Here is an 18,744-nt window from a genome sequence, read left to right on the forward strand (position 1 = left end):
TCCGTATCAGAACCCCCGCGATCCCCCCGGATCCCCCTCCGAAAGCCCTGACGCCAGCTATGACCGGCGGGGCGGCGGGACGGTTGTACGCCGGTCCAAGATTTTCTGCCCGGGATCACGTGTAACGCCCGGCGGGAAACCGGACCGCTTCGCAGCGTGCTCCCGCATCACGGGAAGTAACGCGCTCTCGGTCCGCCTCCAGGAATGATGCGAACCCTGTGCACGCCGTGCAGTCTGGAGGTGGGAGCGCGTCGTGTGACCGCGAGCGGTGTGGCCGGGGGCGGCGAGGTCACCGCCGACGCCAGGCGCAAGGGGAAGAGGCCCCATGAGCGAACACCCACTGATCGAACACCATGGAATCATCGGTGACCTGCAGACGGCCGCGCTGGTCTCCACCGAGGGAACCATCGACTGGTTCTGCAGCCCGCGATTCGACTCGCCGAGTATCTTCGGGGCGCTGCTCGACAGTGAGAACGGCGGTCACTGGACGATCGCTCCCCGGGCACCGACGTACGCGACGAAGCAGCTCTACTACCCGGACACCTGCGTGCTGCTCACCAGGTTCATGACCGAACAAGGCGTCGGATCGATCGTGGATTTCATGCCGCCCGCTTCGCCACGCGATCCGACGAACCGTCACCGGCTGGTCCGCATGCTGCGGTGCACACGCGGTGAGATCTCGTTCGACATCGAGATCGCCCCTCGGTTCGACTACGCACGCCAACCGCACGAGGTCACCTCGCACATGGGCGGCTGGCATTTCGCCGGCCGCGACACGGAGGTAACCGTCCATACGGTGGACACACCCGGCGAGGAGTGCGCGGGCGACCGGAGGATTCGCAACGGCGACGTGTGCATGACCGTGAGGCTGCGCGCCGGCATGACCCGGGGCCTGGTGCTGGAGACATTCGCCGACGGCCCGCCACGCACCGTCCCACCGGAGGAGTGTGAGCGGCTCCTGGAGGACACGATCACCTTCTGGCACCACTGGCTGGCGCGTTCGCGCTATACCGGGCGGTGGCGGGAGATGGTCAACCGCTCCGCCATGACGCTCAAACTCATGACGTACGCCCCGACTGGGGCGATGGTCGCGGCTCCGACCACCAGCCTGCCGGAACAGGTCGGAGGCGAGCGCAACTGGGACTACCGCTACGCGTGGGTACGCGATGCCTCGTTGTCGCTTCACGCGCTGCTCGGGCTGGGATTCACCGAGGAAGCCGTGGCGTTCACCGAGTGGCTGGGCAGTCGCGTTCAGGAGTACACCGGTCCGAGCGAGCACCCTCTGAAGGTCATGTACCGCATCGACGGCTCCTCCGACCTGGCGGAGCAGACCCTGGGTCACTGGGAAGGCTACCGATGCTCCGCTCCGGTACGGGTCGGCAACGGTGCCGCCGACCAGTTGCAGCTCGACATCTACGGATCGGCACTGGAATGCCTCCATTTCGCCGACCAGCAGGGCCTGCCGACGACCTGCCGCATCTGGCAGGCGCTGATCAACACGGTGGACTGGGTGTGCGAGAACTGGGACCGTCCCGAAGCCGGCATCTGGGAAACCCGGGGCGGTGACAAGGACTTCACCTATGGACGGCTCATGAGCTGGACCGCGCTGGACCGGGCCGTCCGCATGGCCACTCGCAGCGGCCGCCCCGCCGAGGTGCAGCGCTGGACGAAGGAACGCGACGCCATCTACTGGCAGATCCTGCGGCGAGGGTGGGATCCGGAACGGGCGGCGTTCACGCAGTACCTGGGCAGCGACGTCCTGGACTCCGCACTCCTGCGGATGCCCGCGGTGGGGTTCATCCCCCCACAGGATCCGCGGTGGCTCTCGACCCTGGACGCGATCAAGAAGGACCTCGTGTCCGACGGCCTCGTGTACCGGTACGACCCCGCCGCCTCCCCCGACGGACTGCTCGGTTCCGAAGGCACCTTCTCCGCATGCACTTTCTGGTACGTCGAAGCCCTCGCCCGCGCCGGACATCTGCGTGAAGGGCGTCTCGTCTTCGAGAAGATGCTCACCTACGCCAACCATCTCGGCCTGTACTCCGAGGAGATCGGGCTGACCGGCGAACAACTCGGCAACTTCCCGCAGGCGTTGACCCATCTCGCCCTCGTCACCGCTGCACTGAACCTCGATGCCCATCTCGACGCCGCCAAGCCCGGCTTCCCTCCCACCTCCCCGCTTCCGGTCCCCTTCCTCTGCGCCCAACCGATGTCAGCGGCGGCCGAAGGCCCACCCCTCACGCCGACCACCCCGTATCCGTCGGACCACGTCACCCGCAGGTGAGCACACCACCCGGCGGAGTTTCAGGCTGCCACGTGGCGACGGGGGCGGTGACGGAAGGCGATGGTCGCGGTCAGGGCTTCGACGGCGTCGACGGTCGCGGCGCTCAGAGCGACGGCGCGGCTGGTCGTGACACTGCCGGAGCCGTCGGACGTCTCGGCCAGCAGACCTGAGCGGGCGGTGAAGGAGTCGAAGACCCACCGCAATGCCCCCGGCGCCACGGTCTCGGCTCCGGCGGCGGCGCGGGCCAGGGCGGTGAGGTGTTCGTGCAGCGGATCGGCCAGTTCGGTCAGCTCCGGCACGGTGTCCTGCGGGGTGCGCGGCAGGTTTTCACCCAGCAGGGTGGCGCATCGGGCGACCGTGGAGACCTGGGTCCTGATCTGCTCCAGCTGCGCACCCGACCAGGGGCAGCGGTGCTCGGCCGGCTCGGCGTGCGACTGCTCCACCGCTGCTGTCAGGTGCCCCCTGAGCTGCCGTGATCGCGTTCGCAGTGCGTCGACGGCGGCCCGGTCGGCCGCCCCGACATCGGCGTAGCCGGTCAGCAGCTCGGGCAGCAGCCGGTCCTGCACCCGCAACCACGCCGCGAGGAGGCCCGGCACCCGCCGGGCGGACCAGGTCGGCCAGACCAGGAAGACGAGTACGGCGAGCGCGGCGCCGACCAACGTGTCGGCGGCGCGCGCCCACGCCGTGGGCCCGGGCAGCCCGCCGACGTGGTGGATCAGGAAGACGATCCAGGTGGTCAGCCACAGGTTGAGCATCAGCTGCCCGGTCCGCAGGGTGGCGAACGACGCGGCGGCCAGCACCACCGACAAGGCCGCGAGGCCGCCGGGCGACCAGTGCGGCAGGGACAGCACCCAGGCGAGGACGCCGCCCAGCACGGCCCCGGCCGCCCGTCCCCAGGCGCGGGCGACGGTGTGCCCGTACTCGGGGAAGAGCACCAGCATGGTGGTCAGGGCCACCCAGAAGCCGTGCGCGGAGATGCCGAGACCGCCCCACCCGCCGATCGACCGGCCGATGAGCTCGGCGACCACCACGGCGACGGCGAGCCGCACCGCATGGCGGAAGATCGGTGACTGGGGACGCAGCTGCGCCCGGATCCGCCGGGCGGTGCGCGCCGCGGAAGGGGTGCCCGCGTACAGACCCGGCACCTCGGCGTGGGGCTCCAGCACATCGCCGAGGCGGTCGTCGGTCGAGGACCGGGCCAACTGCTCGGCCTGCCGCAGCCGCGCGGCCAGGTCGCGCGGGCCGCGCACGGGCGAGGCGGTCGCCCACGACTCCAGGAGGGTGCCGACCGAGTCGGCGGGGCGGTGCTCGCGGCCGGAGGCCACCGTACGGGAGACGGTGCCCAGCACCTGCGCGGCGGCGGCCAGCGCCTCCTGGTTCCCGGCCGCCGCGGCCGCCGGTTCCGTGAGCCGGACGGTGTGCAGCGCCCGGCGGATGCGCTCGGCCTCGCCCAGCAGCCCGAACAGGGCCGCCGCGGCCGGCCGGCTGAACTGGGGCAGCAGGTCCAGGGCCTGCCGGGCCGCCGTGAACGGAGCGGTCCCGCCCAGGGCTGCGGGGTCGGCCGCGACCGAGGCCTCGGCGAGCGACCGGTACAGGGTGGCGAGGGCACGGCGCTGGGCGGCGAACCGTGGACCGTACGGCGGGAGCAGTTGCACCACCACGACGAGTCCGGTCCCGACCGCGATCCACCCGGCCATCACCAGGCCGCCGTGTACGCCGGGAGCGAGATCGGCCGTGATCATCAGCCCGATGACCGCGAGGCAGCCCCGGATGCCGGACGCGACGCCCAGCGTCCGCCAGAGCCCGGTGGCGAACGCCGCGACCCCGAGCAACAGCAGGAACGCCCAGGTGGTGCCGTGCACCAGGGCCCCCAGCACCGCCATCGTGCTGAAGGCCACTCCCATCCCGAGCGCGTTCGCCACGGGGTGTCGCAGCGGGCTCACCAGCGTGCCGATGCCGCAGATGAACGCGCCGACACTGGCCATGGCCCCGGCCACGGGGTCGTCCAGCAGCAGGCCGAGAACCGTGGCGAGCAGGACCGCCAGGACGGCCCGCGCGATCGCCGACGGGGCCGCGAACGCCCGTTGAATGCGCAGCCCGTCCCGGCCGGTCCTGATCAGCGACGACCACCAGCGCATGTCCGGGCCTCCTCAGCGGCACGGCACGGGAGCAGCGCTCTCATCTTCTGCCGGCCCCGGCGCGGCCGCCACTCGCTGTACCTGGACCACAGGTGGCCATAGGATCCAGCGAACGCGCAACCGCCCCCACGACACCTGCCCCACCCCGGATCGGACGGGGTGGGGCAGGATCTCAGGGGAGTCGGTCAGGGGAAACCGACGTATTCAGCCTCGGCTTGCCGCGGACGGATTCAGCGGACCGTGACGGACACGTTCTTGGAGACGGTGCCGCCGTCCTTGACGCGCAGGACCTCGACGCCCTTCTTGCCGAACTTGTCGGTGAGCTTGTAGGACGCCTTGGCGACCTTCGCCGTCGCGGGCAGCGAGACCCACTTCTTGCCGTCCTTGACCTGGAGGGTCACCTTGCTGCCCTCCTTGATGCCGTCGACCTTGCCGGTGAAGGTGACGACATCGCCCAGCCTGACGGTGGTGGCGCTCGCCTTGACGGAGATCGAGGGAGCCGGGGCCGGGGCGGCGACGGCGGCGGTGGCACCGGCGGCGACGAGCGCGGCGGAGGCCACGGCGACGGTGGCGATACGCATGTCCACAGAGAACTCCTTGGTTATACAATTCCTTTTCCAACCGCAATCCCGGGCCATTTGCTCGCCCTTGCAGCTGACTCGAATCCTATAGACACGAGCAGGCAGGACACGGTTCCAGCCGAGCGGAAAAAGCCTGAACTGACAGGTTAGACACAGCAAATCGAAAAGATCCGCCGCCCGTGAGCAGGGAATATAAAAAAGACCTGTGCGAAGAAGTCTCCGCACCCAGGTTCCGTCAGCTCTCCAGCCGGACCGGCATCAGGAGCGAGAAGGCACCCTCGTCGTCGGACCGACGGATCGCGATCGGCGCCGTGGGCGCGCCGAGCTCCAGAACCAGTCGGTCACGGGCCCCGGCGGCCAGCGCGGCCAGCAGGAACTCGCGGTTGACGGCGACACGGTTCGGGTCTTCGTCGGCATCCGCACAGAGGGTCACCGTGCCGCCGTCCTCCACCCTGAGCACGCTCAGATCGGGCGCCCCGGCCTCCCCGGAGCGGACAGGACCGGTCTCCAGAGCCTGCCGGAAGGCCGCCACCTCGACGACGGCACGGCGTCCGCCGGCCCGGGGCAGGAGACGGCGGTAGTCGGGGAAGTCGTGGCCGGGACACCGGCCGGCCACCTGCCGGTCCCCGGCCTCCAGCGTCACCCGGTCACCGTCGACGGAGAGCCCCACGGCTCCCTCGCCGTCCAACAGCGGCCGCATCGCGTCGGCGAGCGGGGCGGGCACGACGACCTGCACCCGGCTCCCGCCGTACCCGCCGGCACCGGCCCTCGCGACCGCCATCCGGTACCGGTCGGTGGCCACGGCGTGCAGGCTCCCGCCCTCGATGTCGAACAGAACCCCGCCGAGCATCGGCAGCTCGGGGTCGGTGCTCGCCGCGAAGCGAACCGCGTCCAGCGCGGCCGCCAGCTCCGGCGCGGCGACGGACAGACGGACGGAGGCGGTACGGAGCGAGGTCATGACGTTCTCCCGGTGATCGAGTAGCGCTCGGATCGTGGAGAACTCACCGCGGGCATCGGACAACCCCTGTTCCAGACGGCGCAGGTGTGCCGTGAGCAGCTTCCGGACCAGCCCGGTGTCCGGCCCGGACCAGCCGGCCAGCACCAGCCGGATGTCCGCCAGCGGCATCCCGGCCCGGCGCAGGCGGGCCAGCAACCGGGCCTCTTCCACCTGCCCGGGCTCGTACCAGCGGTAGCCGCTCACCGGATCCACCCAGGCGGGGACCAGCACACCGGCACGGTCGTAGAACCGCAGGGCGCTCACGCCCAGCCCACTGTCGCGGGCCATCTCCCCGATGCTGCGCATGTCGTTCTCCACACCCGGCACTCTGGGCCCTGCACAAGGTCGAGGGTCAACCCGACCGCGCACTCCTGCTGCCGGCGACGCGCTTCACGTCCCGCAACGACAGGCGCCCGCTCATGCGAGCGGACGAGCGGGCTGTCCTCGCCGCGCAAGGTCGGGCGGCCCTCAGCGGTTCAGGTCCATGACCCCGACGCCGAGTCCTTCGTACAGCTCCGGTTCCACGGAGGCGATCAGGCCGCCCGTGGGGAGCGTCTGGTTCGGGCGCGCGGTGTGCACGGCGGCGGAAACACCGAAGTCGACGCCGGCGCGGCGCAGTTCGGCGATGGTGACCGCCATGGAGTAGTCGTCGTCGACGATATGGAGTACGCCCGCCAGCACGCCCACGTGGTCGACGATCCCGGCACGTTGCCGCTCGGCCTCCAGGAGACACAGGACCGGCACCCACAGGCGCATGTCGTCACTGGCGGCAGCGGCATGGATCAGGCCGGAGACCTGCTTGTCGCCTCCCATCGCCAGGAGGGTGGGGGTGTCGAGGACGTAGTGCTCGGTCCAGCTCAAGGGTTCGGCTCCGGCTCGGCCGAGGCGGCCCGGTGTGCGGCGGCGGCCTCCCGCATCTTGCGCCGCATCTCGGCGGACTCCTCGTCCGAAACGTAGTGACCGAAGCGCTCGGCAAGCAGCGCGCGCGTGCGGTCGGCCCGTTCCCTGATCTGCTCGGGGGTCAGCGTCTGAGCGGCTATGTCCTGCATGAGGGCACGGAGGCTGGTGCCTCGCGCCTCGGCCACGGCGGCCAGTTGGTCACGGACTTCGGCGGGCACACGGATCATGACGTCGGACACGCGTCGAGTATACGGCACGTATACACGACCGGGCAGCGGCGGCCGGAGAACTGGTCCGCTTCTTCGGCCGCCTCACTGAGCTACGCCGTGTGGGTCACGAACCGTTCCGCGGTCTCCGCGAGCACCTCCCGCCCGTCCCGGGCCCACAGCCCGTCGTTGAAGAGCTCCACCTCGATGGAGCCGGTGTAGCCGGCCGCCTCCACGTAGCCCTGCCACTCGCGCATGTCGATCGCGCCGTCGCCGATCTGGCCGCGGCCGTTGAGGACGCCCTCCGGCAGCGGGGTGGTCCAGTCGGCGAGCTGGAAGGTGTGGATACGGCCGCCCGCGCCGGCCCGGGCGATCTGTGCGGGCGCCTGGTCGTCCCACCAGATGTGGTACGTGTCGACGGTGACGCCGACCTGGTGGGCCGGGAAGCGTTCCGCGAGGTCCAGGGCCTGGGTGAGGGTGGAGACCACGCAGCGGTCGGAGGCGAACATGGGGTGCAGGGGCTCGATGGCCAGACGGACGCCGTGCTGTTCGGCGTAGGGGCCGAGTTCCGCCAGGGCGTCGGCGATGCGTTCGCGGGCGCCGTGCAGGTCCTTGGACCCGGCCGGCAGGCCGCCGGAGACCAGGACCAGGGTGTCCGTGCCGAGGGTCGCGGCCTCCTCGACCGCCCGCCGGTTGTCGGCGAGCGCGGCGGCCCGCTCGTCCGGGTCGATGGCCGTGAAGAAGCCGCCGCGGCACAGGGTGGTGACGGTCAGGCCGGCCTCGCGGACCAGCTTGGCGGTCGCGTCGACACCGTAGGACTGGACCGGCTCGCGCCACAGGCCGACGGCCGGTACGCCCAGGTGCACGCAGGCGTCGGCGAGTTCGGGCAGCGACAGCTGCCTGACGGTCATCTGGTTGATGGAGAAACGGGACAGGTCGCCGGTCACTGGTTGACTCCGTACAGGGCGAGGAGGGTCTTCATACGGTCCTCGGCCAGCTTGGGGTCCGGGAACAGGCCCAGCCCGTCGGCGAGTTCGTAGGCGCGCGCGAAGTGCGGCAGCGAGCGCGCCGACTGCAGGCCGCCGACCATCGTGAAGTGGGACTGGTGGCCGGCCAGCCAGGCCAGGAAGACCACGCCCGTCTTGTAGAACCGGGTGGGGGTCTGGAAGAGGTGCCGGGAGAGCTCCACGGTGGGGTCCAGGAGGCCGCGGAAGCCCGCCGTGTCCCCGGTGTCCAGGATCCGCACCGCCTCGGCCGCCAGCGGCCCCAGCGGGTCGAAGATGCCGAGCAGGGCGTGGCTGAAGCCCTGCTCGTCGCCCGCGATCAGCTCGGGGTAGTTGAAGTCGTCGCCGGTGTAGCAGCGGACGCCCTGCGGCAGGCGGCGGCGCAGGTCGACCTCGCGCTGCGCGTCGAGCAGGGAGACCTTGATGCCGTCGACCTTGTCGGGGTGGGCGGCGATGACCTCCAGGAAGGTGTCGGTGGCCGCGTCGAGGTCGGACGAGCCCCAGTAGCCCTCCAGCGCCGGGTCGAACATCGGGCCGAGCCAGTGCAGGACCACCGGTTCGGCGGCCTGGCGCAGGAGATGGCCGTAGACGTCGAGGTAGTCCTCGGGGCCGGTGGCGGCCGCCGCGAGCGCCCGGGAGGCCATCAGGATGGCCTGGGCGCCGGACTCCTCGACGAGCGCGAGCTGCTCCTCGTACGCGGCCCGGATCTCGGCGAGCGTGCCGCCGGTGATCTGGTCGGTGCCGACCCCGCAGGCGATCCGGCCGCCGACGGCACGGGCCTCGGCGGCGCTGCGCCGGATCAGCTCGGCCGCGCCCGCCCAGTCCAGGCCCATACCGCGCTGGGCGGTGTCCATCGCCTCGGCGACACCCAGACCGTGCGACCACAGGTGGCGGCGGAAGGCGAGGGTGGCGTCCCAGTCGACGGCGGCGGGCGCGTCGGGGTTCGTGTCCGCGAACGGGTCGGCGACGACGTGCGCCGCCGAGAAGACCGTACGGGAGGTGAAGGGGGTGCCGGGGGTGACGGCGAGCGGCTCGGTGCGCGGCTCGTAGGCCCGCAACGACCCGTCCGGGGAGGGGAGGTGGATGGTCACAGCTCGATCTCCGGTACGTCGATGCGGCGGCCCTCCGCCGACGACCTCAGGCCCAGCTCGGCGAGCTGCACGCCGCGGGCGCCGGCCAGCAGGTCCCAGTGGTAGGGGGCGTCGGCGTAGACGTGGCGGAGGAAGAGCTCCCACTGGGCCTTGAAGCCGTTGTCGAAGTCGGTGTTGTCGGGGATCTCCTGCCACTGCTCGCGGAAGGCGTAGGTGGCGGGTATGTCCGGGTTCCAGACCGGCTTGGGGGTGGCGCTGCGGTGCTGGACACGGCAGTTGCGCAGGCCGGCGACCGCTGAGCCTTCGGTGCCGTCCACCTGGAACTCGACCAGTTCGTCGCGGTTGACGCGGACCGCCCAGGAGGAGTTGATCTGGGCGACGGCGCCGCCGTCGAGCTCGAAGATGCCGTACGCGGCGTCGTCGGCCGTCGCGTCGTAGGGCTTGCCGTTCTCGTCCCAGCGCTGCGGGATGTGGGTGGCGGTGAGTGCCTGGACGGACTTCACGCGGCCGAACAGCTCGTGCAGGACGTACTCCCAGTGCGGGAACATGTCGACGACGATGCCGCCGCCGTCCTCCGCGCGGTAGTTCCAGGAGGGGCGCTGGGCCTCCTGCCAGTCGCCCTCGAAGACCCAGTAGCCGAACTCGCCGCGGACCGAGAGGATCCGGCCGAAGAAGCCGCCGTCGATGAGCCGCTTCAGCTTCAGCAGGCCGGGCAGGAAGATCTTGTCCTGGACGACGCCGGACTTGACGCCCTTGGCGTTCGCGAGCCGGGCCAGCTCCAGGGCGCCCTCCAGGCCCGTGGCCGTGGGCTTCTCGGTGTAGATGTGCTTGCCGGCGGCGATGGCCTGCTTGATGGCCTCCTCGCGGGCGGAGGTGACCTGGGCGTCGAAGTAGATGTCGATGGCCGGGTCGGCGAGGACGGACTCCAGGTCGGTGGAGATGTGCTCGTCCGACAGGCCGTGGCGGTCGGCGATCTCGCGGAGCGCGTGCTCGCGGCGGCCGACGAGGACCGGTTCCGGCCACAGCACCGTGCCGTCGCCGAGGTCGAGTCCGCCCTGCTCGCGCAGGGCGAGGATCGAGCGGACGAGGTGCTGGCGGTAGCCCATGCGCCCGGTGACGCCGTTCATGGCGATACGCACCGTCTTGCGGTTCACGTGTTTCCCTTCGTCCGCGTGCGCCTCAGCAACGCAGCAAGCGCTTTCTATATGGTCTGAAGTTAGCCTTTGACCCCTGGTCTGTACAAGACCGTGATGGGGTCGAGTTGTTCGAGGGGGCGAACGACAGGAGTGAATGGCCTTATGGTCTGCACGGCAAGGGGGCTTCCTATGAGCAAGCTGTTGATCGGGCTGCCGATCAGGCTGCGTACGACGACGTACGACGAGACGCGTGACCGGAGGACGACGAGATGACGGTGACCCTGGCGGACGTGGCGGCCCGCGCCCAGGTCTCGCCCGCGACGGTGTCGCGCGTACTGAACGGCAACTACCCCGTGGCGGCGTCCACGCGGGAGCGGGTGCTGCGGGCGGTGGACGAGCTGGACTACGTCCTCAACGGGCCGGCGAGCGCGCTCGCGGCGGCCACCTCCGACCTGGTCGGCATCCTGGTCAACGACATCGCCGACCCGTTCTTCGGGATCATGGCGAGCGCGATCCAGTCCGAGATCGGCGGTCCGGGCGGGCGCGCCGGCGGCGAACGGCTGGCGGTGACCTGCAACACCGGTGGGTCGCCGGAGCGGGAGCTGACGTACCTGACCCTGCTGCAGCGGCAGCGGGCGGCGGCGGTGATCCTGACCGGCGGAGCCGTGGAGGACGCGCCGCACGCGGCGGCGGTGGCGGCGAAGCTGCGCAAGCTGGCGGACGCCGGGACCAAGGTGGTGCTGTGCGGGCGGCCGCCGGCGCCGGACACCGACGCGGTGGCGCTGACCTTCGACAACCGCGGCGGCGGCAAGCAGCTGACCGAGCACCTCATCGGGCTGGGCCACCGGCGCCTCGGCTACATCGCGGGCCCGGAGGAGCGGACGACCACCCGGCACCGCCTGGAGGGCCACCGGGCGGCGCTGGCCGAGGCGGGGATCGAGGAGGACCCGCGCTGGACCGTGCACGGGCGGTACGACCGGCGGGCGGGCTACGAGGCGACGCTGGAGCTGCTGCGCCGGGACCCGTCGCTCACCGCGGTGGTGGCGGCGAACGACTCGGTCGCGCTGGGCGCGTGCGCGGCGCTGCGGGAGTCGGGGCTGCGGATCCCGGCGGACGTGTCGGTGGCCGGCTTCGACGACCTGCCGTTCAGCATCGACGCGGTGCCGTCGCTGACGACGGTCCGGCTGCCGCTCGCGGAGGCGGGGGCGCGGGCCGGCCGCATCGCCATGGGCCGCGAGGAGCCGCCGCCGGGCGGGATCGCCACGGTCCGCGGCGAGCTGATGGTCCGGGGGTCCTCGGGGGTGCCGCGCAGCTGAGCGCTCCGCCGGAAGCGCCGCGAAGCGCTCCGCCGGGAGGGCCGCGATGTGGCCTCCGGCGACTGCCGGCTGCCGCGCCGTCGTGGCCGGTCGCGCAGTTCCTCGCGCCCCTTTGGGGCGCTTCACGCAGGGTGTGACACCGGGGGCACGGCTCAGATGCCCCGGACACCCCTCGCCCGACGCACGGATCCGGGTGCCCGAAAATCGGGCACCCGGATCCGTCCTTTGTTGCCAGGGGAGCGTCAGACGCGGAGAACTGGCTCAGTCCCAGCCGCCCCAGCCGTAGTCGTCGTCGTCGCCCCAGTAGCCGTAGCCGCCGTGACCGTGGCCGCCATAGCCACCGCCGTAGCCACCGTAGCCACCGCCGCCATAGCCGCCGTGACCGCCATAGCCACCGCCGCCGTAGCCACCTCCGCCGTGGCCTCCGCCGCCGTAACCTCCGCCGCCATGGCCGCCACCGCCGCCGCCGTGGCCACCGCCACCGCCGCCGCCGTGGCCTCCGCCGCCACCGCCGTTGTCCTGGTAGGAGACGACGTGGTCGGGCGCCGCGTGGGTGGCCGCACTGGCGACTCCGGCTCCGGCGGCGAGCGCCAGGATGGGTGCCGAAATCGCAGCGATGGCGACCCTCTTCATACGTGTGGTGTGCGCGCGCATGGTTCGCCCCTCTCCGAGGGTGTGGTTGTGTAACGACGGCCGCCGTGTCGGAAGGGCCGGCCGCCCTGCGTGCGCTCCAGAGCCTGCGCGCAGCCCTGAGCGCGTCCGCCGCTCGTGATGCCGGTTCTCCGCATCCGTCCGAGCTCTCCGGCGGACCACGTCACATCCTTGTTGAAACGGACATAAGTGACGTTCGTGTATAAACCTACGGCGCGGACGCGACGAAGTCAAAAGCAGGACCTCGACCAGGCAAAAGGAACAAGTAAAGCCCGTGGGGCCGCCGTTCGGGTCGACGCCTTCCGGCCGGGCGGGGTGGCGGGATAGCCTCGGAGCCGCGATATCTCTGACTCAGTCAACCATCGGGGTCCAGCCATGACCGTCCAGGACATCCGTGCCTTCAACCGCTTCTACACCAACCTCATCGGCGCCCTCGACTACGGCCGCCACCTCTACGCCCCGTACACCCTCACCGAGGCCCGAGTGCTCTACGAGCTCGCGCACGACGCCGACACCGACGCGGCCGACCTGCGGTCCGATCTCGCGCTGGACGCCGGGTACTTGAGCCGGATCCTCAACAAGTTCGAGGAGGCCGGGCTGATCGAGCGCGCGCCCTCGGAGAAGGACCCGCGGCGGCGGCGCGTCTCCCTCACCCCGGGCGGCCGGTCCGCCGCCGAACTGCTGGACGAGCGGGCCCGGGAGTCGGTCGGCTCCCTGCTGGGCGCCGTCGACCCCGGCGAGCGGTCACGCCTCGCCGAGGCGATGCGCACCATCCGCACGATCCTCGGTGACGGGCACACCCCCGAGGGCTCCGGCGAGGTCGTGCTGCGCGAGCCGCACCCCGGCGACCTGGGCTGGATCGTGCAGCGCAACGCCGCCCTGTACGCGGCCGAGTACGGCTGGAACACCGACTACGAGGGCCTCGTCGCCCGGATCGTCGCCGACTACGCCGAGGACCACGACCCGCACCTGGAGCGGACCTGGATCGCCGAGTGGGCCGGGCGGCCGGCGGGCTGCGTGATGTGCGTACGGGACGACGCCCCGGGCACCGCACGGCTGCGGCTGCTGCTCGTCGAACCGGAGGCCCGCGGGCTCGGCATCGGCGACCGGCTGGTCACCGCCGTGACCGACTTCGCGCGCGGGGTCGGCTACCGGGAGCTGGTCCTGTGGACCAACGACGTGCTGTCCGCCGCCCGCCGCATCTACCAGCGGCACGGCTTCGTCCTCACCGCCGAGAAACCGCACCGCTCCTTCGGCAAGGACCTGGTCGGCCAGGACTGGCGGCTGGACCTGCACGGAACCGGTGAGTGAGAAGTAGGTTGGTGGGCATGAAGTTTGCCTTCTCCACCCTCGGGGTTCCCGGTCTGCCGGTGCCGGACGTGCTGGCGCTGGCCACGGCCCACGGCTACCACGGCGTCGAGCTGCGCGCCCATCCGGAGGAGCCCGTGCACCCCGGCCTCGGCCCGGCCGCGCGCTCCGACGTGGCCGCCGAGTTCAAGGCGACCGGGGTGGAGGTCCTGGGCGTCGCCGGGTACGCGCGTCTCGCGGCGCCCGGCGCGGACGCCCCGGTCCTCGACGAGACGCGCGGGCTCCTCCAGCTCGCCCACGACCTGGGCGCCTCCTACGTCCGCGTCTTCCCCGGCGCCGACCCGGACCTGCCGGCCGCCGAGTCCGACGCGATCGCCGCCCGGCGGCTCGGCACGGTCGCCGAGGACGCCGCCGCGCTCGGCGTCCGGGTCCTGCTGGAGACCCACGACTCGCACCGCACCGGCGCCGCCGCGATCCGGATCCTCGGCCCGGTCGGCCACCGCATGGTCGGCTCGCTCTGGGACGTCATGCACACCTGGCTGGGCGGCGAGCAGCCCGCCGAGACCTACGCGGCGCTCGCCCCGCACCTCGGCTACGTCCAGGTCAAGGACATCGCCTCGGCCGACGACACCACCCCGCTGCCGCTCGGCGCCGGGATCCTGCCCCTCTCCGAGTGCGTGGAGGTGCTCTCCCGGCACGGCTGGGACGGCTGGCTGTGCTGGGAGTACGAGAAGCGCTGGTACGAGGCGGCGGCCCCGCTGCCCGGACTGCTGGCGGCGGGCCGGGAGCACCTGGCGCGGCTGCTCAACGAGTCGGCCTGAGCCCCACGCTCACGCGCCGGCGACCGGGATCCCCCACCCCGCGGCCAGCTCCCCGAACGCCTCGTGGAAGCCGGGGAACGTCTTCTTCACGCACCCCGGGTCGTCGAAGGAGATCCCGGGCGTGCGCAGGCCGGTCACCGCGAAGGACATCACGACGCGGTGGTCGCCGTAGGTCTTGATCTCGGCCGGGGCGGGCGTGCCGGGCCGGATCTCGATCCAGTCCTCGCCCGTGGCGACGTCGATGCCCAGCCGCCGCAGGTTCTCCGCGCAGGCGTCGAGCCGGTCGCACTCCTTCACCCGGGTGTTGGCCACGTCCTCGATCCGGACCGGACCGCTCGCGAAGGGGGCGATGGCCGCGAGGGTGGGCATGGTGTCGGAGATGTCCCGCATGGCGACGGTGAGGCCGTGGAGCGTGCCGGTGCCGCGCACGGTCGTCCGGTCCTCGCCGATCTCCACGTCCGCGCCCATCCGGCGCAGTACGTCCACGAAGCCCAGGTCGCCCTGGAGGGCGCCCCGCCCGAGCCCCGGCACGGTGACCTCACGGCCCGTCACGGCCGCCGCGGCGAAGAAGTAGCTGGCGGTGGAGGCGTCGGGCTCGACCGCGTAGGTGGTGGCCCGGTAGCCGCCCGACGGGACGACGAAGACCTCGCCCTCCCGCGCCACCTCCACCCCGAACGACCGCATCATCGCGATCGTGATCTCCACGTACGGAGCGGACACCAGGTCCGTCACCCGGATCCGCAGGCCCTTGCGGGTGAGCGGGCCGAGCAGGAGCAGGGCGGTGAGGTACTGCGAGGACTGGCCGGCGTCGAGCGTCACCTCGCCGCCCTCGACCCCGGCCGCCTCGATGCGCAGCGGGTGGTGGCCCTCGGCCGCCTCGTGGCGCAGGTCGACACCGAGGTCGCGCAGGGCGCGGGTGAGCGGGGCGAGGGGGCGGCGGCGCATCTGCTCGGAGGCGTCGAAGCGGTAGCTGCCGTGGCCGGCCGCGGCGAGGGTGGGCAGGAAGCGGGCGGTGGTGGCGCCGTCCCGGCAGTAGACCTCGGCCTCCGGCAGCGCGGGGCCCTGCGGGCGGCCGTCCACCTGCCAGGTGTCGGGGGTACGGCCGACGCGGTAGCCGAGCCGGGCCAGGCCCTCGGCGAAGCCCTCGGTGTCGTCGGAGCGGAGGGGGCGGACGAGGGTGGTGACTCCGTCGGCGGCGGCCGCGAGGAAGAGGGCGCGGGCGGTGACGGACTTGGAACCGGGGATGTCGACGAGGGGCATGCTGCCCATGATCGCCGCTTTGGGGTTTCAGGTGCGGGGGGTTTCCACAAGGTGGAACAGGTGGTTCGTCGGGTGCGGGCCGGTGGGGGGGCTGGTCGCGCAGTTCCTCCCCCAGCCTTCGGCCGGGGGTACCCCCGGCGCCCCTTTCAGGGGCGCTTCACCGGCGCATCTGTAATCTCATGGCCCCCGACTTCCGGAACTCGGGAACCCCTCCCCCGTCCCGTCCGTCCAAAGCGCAGGCTGTCGGAAGAGTCTCCGTGGTGCGGTGTCGGCCCTCGCTGCTGGCTGCGATCGCTGACCTACCCTCTCCGCCGCACCACGGCCGCCGGCCCGCCGCCATCGACGTGCCCCCCTCCCAATGCGCCGATGGCGGCCCCTCTCCGGGTACCGTGCTTTCCCTTGACGGAAAGAAACTTCCCGAATATTGGTGACCCCACGGAAGTTTCCTTCAGCCGGTTTCCCCACCGGAAGGAGCGCACGTGCCCTCCAGACGCACCGTCCTCGCCGCGACCGCGGGCGTCACCGCGGGACTCGCCGTCGGCACCAGCGCGGACGCCCTCGGCTCCGACGACAAGAACCCCGACGACAAGAGACTCCGCGCGATCGTCTCCCGGATGACGCTCGAGGAGAAGGTCGGGCAGCTGTTCGTGATGCGGGTCTACGGGCATTCGGCCACCGACCCCGACCAGGCCGACATCGACGCCAACCTCAAGGAGATCGGCGTCCGCACCGCCGCCGAGCTGATCGGGAAGTACCGGGTCGGCGGGATCATCTACTTCACCTGGACGCACAACACCCGGAACCCGCAGCAGATCGCCGAGCTGTCCAACGGGATCCAGCGCGCCTCGCTGGAGCGGCCGCGCGGCCTGCCCGTCCTCATCGCCACCGACCAGGAGCACGGCGCCGTCTGCCGGATCGGCAAGCCGGCCACGCTCTTCCCGGGTGCCATGGCCCTCGGGGCCGGCGGCTCCCGTGCCGACGCCCGCACCGTCGGCCGTATCTCCGGCGCGGAGCTGCGGGCGATGGGCGTCCGGCAGGACTACTCCCCCGACGCCGACGTGAACGTGAACCCGGCCAACCCGATCATCGGCGTACGGTCCTTCGGGGCCGGCCCGGACGCGGTCGGGGCGCTGGTCGCCGCCGAGGTGCAGGGGTACCAGGAGGCGGGCGTGGCGGCCACCGCCAAGCACTTCCCGGGGCACGGCGACACCGCCGTCGACAGCCACACCGGCTTCCCGGTGATCACGCACAGCCGGGAGCTGTGGGAGAAGCTGGACGCGGTTCCGTTCCGGGCGGCGATCGAGGCCGGCATCGACTCCGTCATGACCGCGCACATCCAGTTCCCGGCCCTGGACGGCTCCGGCGACCCGGCCACCCTCTCGCACCCGGTCCTCACCGGCATCCTGCGCGGCGAACTCGGCTACGACGGGGTCGTGGTGACCGACTCCCTGGGCATGGAGGGGGTGCGCACGAAGTACGGCGACGACCGGGTGCCCGTACTCGCCCTGAAGGCCGGAGTGGACCAGCTCCTCAACCCGCCCACCCTGGACATCGCCTGGAACGCCGTCCTGAAGGCCGTACAGGACGGGGAGCTGACCGAGTCCCGGCTGGACGAGTCGGTCCTGCGGATCCTGCGGCTGAAGTCCCGGCTGGGGCTGCTCGACCGGCCGTACGTCAACACGAAGGACGTCGGCCGGGTCGTCGGGGCGGCGAAGCACCTCGCCGCCGCCGACCGCATCGCCGAGCGCACCACCACCCTGCTGGTCAACGAGGGCGGACTGCTCCCCCTCTCCCGCCGTACGCACAAAAAGGTGCTGGTCGTCGGCGCCGACCCGGACTCGCCGTCCGGTACGACGGGCCCGCCGACCGGCGTGCTCGCCGCCGCCCTCACCGAACTGGGCTTCACGGCAAGCGCGTTGCCCACGGGTACCGCGCCGTCCGCCACGACCGTCGACAAGGCCGTCGCGGCGGCGCAGGAGGCGGACGCGGTGGTGGTCGGGACGTACAACGTGACAGCGGGCAGCGGGCAGCAGCAGCTGGTGGAACGGCTGGTCGCGACCGGCCGCCCGGTGGTGGCGGTGGCGGTGCGCAATCCGTACGATGTCGCCCAACTCCCCTCCCTCCGGGCCTGTTTGGCGGCCTACTCCTGGACCGACGTCGAACTGCGGGCCGCGGCACGGGTGATCGCGGGCAAGGTGGCCCCGCGTGGCGGTCTGCCGGTGCCGGTGCAGCGGGCGGACGATCCGGCCCGGGTGCTGTATCCGATCGGCCACGGGCTGACGTATTAGACGTACGCCACGGAACCGGGCGTAACGCCCCCAACGGGCGGAAAGCCTCCCGTTCAGCTGACGCGGACCGTGATCGCGGGCCACGCTGGCAGGGGGGTCGGTATGCGGAGCAGACGTTTTGCGGGGGTCCTGGTGACGGTGGCCGTCGTGCTGCTGCCGGCCGGTTGCCGGACGTCGTCGTCCGAGGCACCGGCGGGCAGCGCGCGCTCGACGGCGAGCCCGGCGCCGTCCGGGTACGGCACGCAGTTCCTCGGGGTCGACGAGTGCAGCTCGTTCGGGACCGCCAGCTTCACCGAGGTGCCCTGCACCAGTGAACGGGCAGCGGCCCGGGTGATCGCCCGGTACGACGGCACCGTCGCCGACGGTCCGCCGTGCCCGGCCACCACCGACTTCGTGCTGCACATAGGCGCCCAGCGCGCGGGCGGCACCGAGGACGGCGCCGGAACGATCCCGCAGGGCTACGCCTGCATGCGCAACCTGGAGCCGCCGCACCCCGGTGACCCCGGCGGGGGCGGCGGGCCGCGCACCGTCGTCGGCGACTGCGTCTACGGCTCGGGCCGGGGCCAGGTCCGCGAGACCGCCTGCGACGGCTCGGGGAAACGGAAGCCGCAGTACCGGGTGGTACGGGCGGTCACCTCGCGGACCGCCTGCCCGGCGTCCACCGCCCTGTACGTCCAGCTGGGCGGGGAGCACCCGGTGGGCTGCGCCCGGCGGCTGTGAACGCTCCGTGTCAGCCTCGGCCGCAGCCGTCCAACGTGGTCCG

Annotated in this window: 16 protein-coding genes; 6 read left to right on the forward strand and 10 right to left on the reverse strand. The window is 72.0% G+C overall.

Annotation, left to right across the window (positions count from 1 at the left end; genetic code table 11):
- The first annotated feature begins 325 nt into the window (after positions 1 to 325).
- Positions 326 to 2,284 (forward strand): glycoside hydrolase family 15 protein, encoded by a 1,959-nt coding sequence (locus tag ACZ4UV_RS06290; RefSeq protein ID WP_451018483.1) that lies wholly within the window; start codon positions 326 to 328, stop codon positions 2,282 to 2,284.
- Positions 2,285 to 2,304: 20 nt separating this feature from the next.
- Here ACZ4UV_RS06290 and ACZ4UV_RS06295 read toward each other — a convergent pair whose 3' ends face one another.
- From ACZ4UV_RS06295 to ACZ4UV_RS06330, 8 genes are all read right to left on the reverse strand, one after another.
- Positions 2,305 to 4,422, reverse strand: coding sequence for an FUSC family protein (locus tag ACZ4UV_RS06295; protein ID WP_467836018.1), 2,118 nt, complete (start codon positions 4,420 to 4,422; stop codon positions 2,305 to 2,307).
- A gap of 230 nt (positions 4,423 to 4,652) precedes the next feature.
- The gene (locus ACZ4UV_RS06300) at positions 4,653 to 5,003 is read right to left on the reverse strand and encodes a hypothetical protein (RefSeq protein WP_467836020.1); all 351 of its coding nucleotides are present in this window, start codon (positions 5,001 to 5,003) and stop codon (positions 4,653 to 4,655) included.
- 235 nt (positions 5,004 to 5,238) lie between these two features.
- Positions 5,239 to 6,306 carry a DNA polymerase III subunit beta family protein gene (locus tag ACZ4UV_RS06305; protein WP_390039769.1) on the reverse strand — a complete coding sequence of 356 codons (1,068 nt, stop codon included), beginning with the start codon at positions 6,304 to 6,306 and terminating at the stop codon, positions 5,239 to 5,241.
- 162 nt (positions 6,307 to 6,468) lie between these two features.
- A complete protein-coding gene (locus ACZ4UV_RS06310) occupies positions 6,469 to 6,861 on the reverse strand; it encodes a PIN domain-containing protein (RefSeq protein WP_451018486.1) in 393 nt (130 codons plus the stop codon).
- Positions 6,858 to 7,139: an Arc family DNA-binding protein gene (locus ACZ4UV_RS06315; protein WP_366888591.1), complete on the reverse strand. Its 282-nt coding sequence runs from the start codon at positions 7,137 to 7,139 to the stop codon at positions 6,858 to 6,860. Before ACZ4UV_RS06315 ends, ACZ4UV_RS06310 begins: the two co-directional genes overlap by 4 nt.
- 80 nt (positions 7,140 to 7,219) lie before the next feature.
- On the reverse strand, positions 7,220 to 8,017 hold the full coding sequence (locus ACZ4UV_RS06320; RefSeq protein WP_451018488.1) for a sugar phosphate isomerase/epimerase family protein: 798 nt from the start codon (positions 8,015 to 8,017) through the stop codon (positions 7,220 to 7,222).
- A 32-nt stretch (positions 8,018 to 8,049) separates the two neighbouring features.
- Positions 8,050 to 9,201 (reverse strand): dihydrodipicolinate synthase family protein, encoded by a 1,152-nt coding sequence (locus ACZ4UV_RS06325; RefSeq protein WP_451018487.1) that lies wholly within the window; start codon positions 9,199 to 9,201, stop codon positions 8,050 to 8,052.
- A complete protein-coding gene (locus tag ACZ4UV_RS06330; protein WP_390039763.1) occupies positions 9,198 to 10,355 on the reverse strand; it encodes a Gfo/Idh/MocA family protein in 1,158 nt (385 codons plus the stop codon). Before ACZ4UV_RS06330 ends, ACZ4UV_RS06325 begins: the two co-directional genes overlap by 4 nt.
- A gap of 251 nt (positions 10,356 to 10,606) precedes the next feature.
- On the opposite strand from ACZ4UV_RS06330, the gene ACZ4UV_RS06335 reads away from it, so the two are divergent.
- A complete protein-coding gene (locus ACZ4UV_RS06335) occupies positions 10,607 to 11,653 on the forward strand; it encodes a LacI family DNA-binding transcriptional regulator (RefSeq protein ID WP_390039761.1) in 1,047 nt (348 codons plus the stop codon).
- Positions 11,654 to 11,914: 261 nt separating this feature from the next.
- Here the strand turns inward: ACZ4UV_RS06335 and ACZ4UV_RS06340 are convergent, their stop codons facing one another.
- On the reverse strand, positions 11,915 to 12,307 hold the full coding sequence (locus ACZ4UV_RS06340) for a hypothetical protein (RefSeq protein ID WP_390039759.1): 393 nt from the start codon (positions 12,305 to 12,307) through the stop codon (positions 11,915 to 11,917).
- A 372-nt stretch (positions 12,308 to 12,679) separates the two neighbouring features.
- Here ACZ4UV_RS06340 and ACZ4UV_RS06345 point away from each other — a divergent pair, with 372 nt between their 5' ends.
- On the forward strand, positions 12,680 to 13,615 hold the full coding sequence (locus ACZ4UV_RS06345) for a bifunctional helix-turn-helix transcriptional regulator/GNAT family N-acetyltransferase (protein ID WP_390039757.1): 936 nt from the start codon (positions 12,680 to 12,682) through the stop codon (positions 13,613 to 13,615).
- A 17-nt stretch (positions 13,616 to 13,632) separates the two neighbouring features.
- Complete coding sequence (locus ACZ4UV_RS06350) at positions 13,633 to 14,433, forward strand: sugar phosphate isomerase/epimerase family protein (RefSeq protein WP_390039755.1); 801 nt, start codon at positions 13,633 to 13,635, stop codon at positions 14,431 to 14,433.
- 9 nt (positions 14,434 to 14,442) lie between these two features.
- Here ACZ4UV_RS06350 and aroA read toward each other — a convergent pair whose 3' ends face one another.
- Positions 14,443 to 15,693 (reverse strand): 3-phosphoshikimate 1-carboxyvinyltransferase, encoded by a 1,251-nt coding sequence (aroA, locus tag ACZ4UV_RS06355; RefSeq protein WP_467836602.1) that lies wholly within the window; start codon positions 15,691 to 15,693, stop codon positions 14,443 to 14,445.
- Between the two features lie 479 nt (positions 15,694 to 16,172).
- Between aroA and ACZ4UV_RS06360 the strand changes: the two genes are divergently transcribed.
- Together ACZ4UV_RS06360 and ACZ4UV_RS06365 are read left to right on the forward strand one after the other, a co-directional pair.
- Positions 16,173 to 17,981, forward strand: a complete 1,809-nt coding sequence (locus ACZ4UV_RS06360) for a glycoside hydrolase family 3 protein (protein WP_467836028.1) — start codon at positions 16,173 to 16,175, stop codon at positions 17,979 to 17,981.
- Between the two features lie 102 nt (positions 17,982 to 18,083).
- The gene (locus ACZ4UV_RS06365; protein WP_467836029.1) at positions 18,084 to 18,701 is read left to right on the forward strand and encodes a hypothetical protein; all 618 of its coding nucleotides are present in this window, start codon (positions 18,084 to 18,086) and stop codon (positions 18,699 to 18,701) included.
- Positions 18,702 to 18,744: the final 43 nt, after the last annotated feature.

This window comes from Streptomyces sp. NPDC028289, assembly GCF_055565975.1.